Annotated in this window: 1 protein-coding gene and 1 pseudogene; both read right to left on the bottom strand. The window is 70.4% G+C overall.

Annotated elements, in window-relative coordinates:
* Nucleotides 1-466 (bottom strand): glycosyltransferase (locus tag FL311_RS44720; protein WP_194869643.1); only part of this gene is annotated, 466 nt, incomplete at its 3' end.
* A gap of 376 nt (nt 467-842) precedes the next feature.
* Nucleotides 843-1,244, bottom strand: a pseudogene (locus FL311_RS44725) (hypothetical protein); the annotation flags it as partial.

The following is a 1,244-nucleotide window of genomic DNA, read 5'->3' on the forward strand; positions in this document are numbered from 1 at the left end:
AGCTGAGCGCGTTGAGCCAACCGCCGAGTCGGAAACCCGGGACTATCGGCACCGGGAACTCGCGTGTCGGAGTCAGCGGCAGCGGCATCGCCAGCAACTCGACGGCCCCGAGCTTCTCCGCGATGTGATGACTGCCGAGCGCCTTGGAGTGGTACACGAGCACGTCCGGCTCCAGCTCCCGCGCCGCCTTCCACTCGTCCTCCAGGCCCGCCCGGATGATGGCGCCGAACCCCTTGAACAGCCGCCGCTGCTCGGCACGCGTCGGGGCGCGTAGCACGGCCTCCGTCAGCTCCAGCACGGCATTGTCCATGTGCGCGTAGGGAACGCCGTGGCGCTCCACCATGCCTCGGAATCCGGTGGGGATGCAGAGCGCCACGACATGGCCATGCGCCTGCAGTGCCTTGGCGAGCGCGACGAAGGGTTGGACATCACCTCGGGTTCCGTAGGTGGAGATGAGCACGCGCATGGAGCCCCGTGGCTGGAGGTTGCCTGAGGCAACAACAGCGGCGTGGTGGCGGCCTGACCATCGAGGAACCTGTGCGTACCAGGAGCGCGCGACGCACACCCTTCGAGATGTGCGGCGAGCCTCCCCAGCTGGGCTGCTCCCGGCCACGGAATCTGTCTTGCCTGTGGGAGAGGGTCCGCAACCTGGCCGGGGAGATGGAGGAGCAGCCCAGCCCGCGGCGCTGCGCGGAAGCAGGCCGTCACCGGATGGGTCAACCCTCCACTCTTCGAGCGCGATTCTGGAGGCCTTTGCCGTGGACGCCGCCGAAGGGGGAGTCCTCTTGTGTCCGTCGCGGACGCGCGCGAGCAGCGCTCCTGGTTCGCCTGGGCAGTGTGCCCTACGGCGTCTGGGGGGTGCTCCGGGAAGCCGGGGCGACCCAGCGCAACGGAGAGGCGGGCGTGTGGAACTCGGTGAGCCAGAGCCGCTCCGGGCCCAGGTGGCGGCCATCGAAGGTCTCGAGCTCCAGGACATGCTCGCCCAGGGGGAGCTCGATGCGCAGCGGTGCGTAGCCGCGGCGCTCGCCATCGATGATGACCACCGCGCGCAGGGCCCCTTCACCGCCGACGGTCAGCGTCCCCGAGCCGCCCTGCGACGAGGGCGCCTGCACACGGGGCTGCCGTTTCGGGGGCGTCTGCTGTGCTCGCGGAGTCTCGCCGGGCGCGGGCGCCGGGGCGGGCGGTGCGTGTTCGGCGACTCCTGCAGCGACTTCACTCTTCTCCGGAAGGAGCCGCTCCAGGGG

The organism is Myxococcus sp. AB025B, from assembly GCF_006518215.1.
Taxonomy (GTDB): domain Bacteria; phylum Myxococcota; class Myxococcia; order Myxococcales; family Myxococcaceae; genus Myxococcus; species Myxococcus fulvus.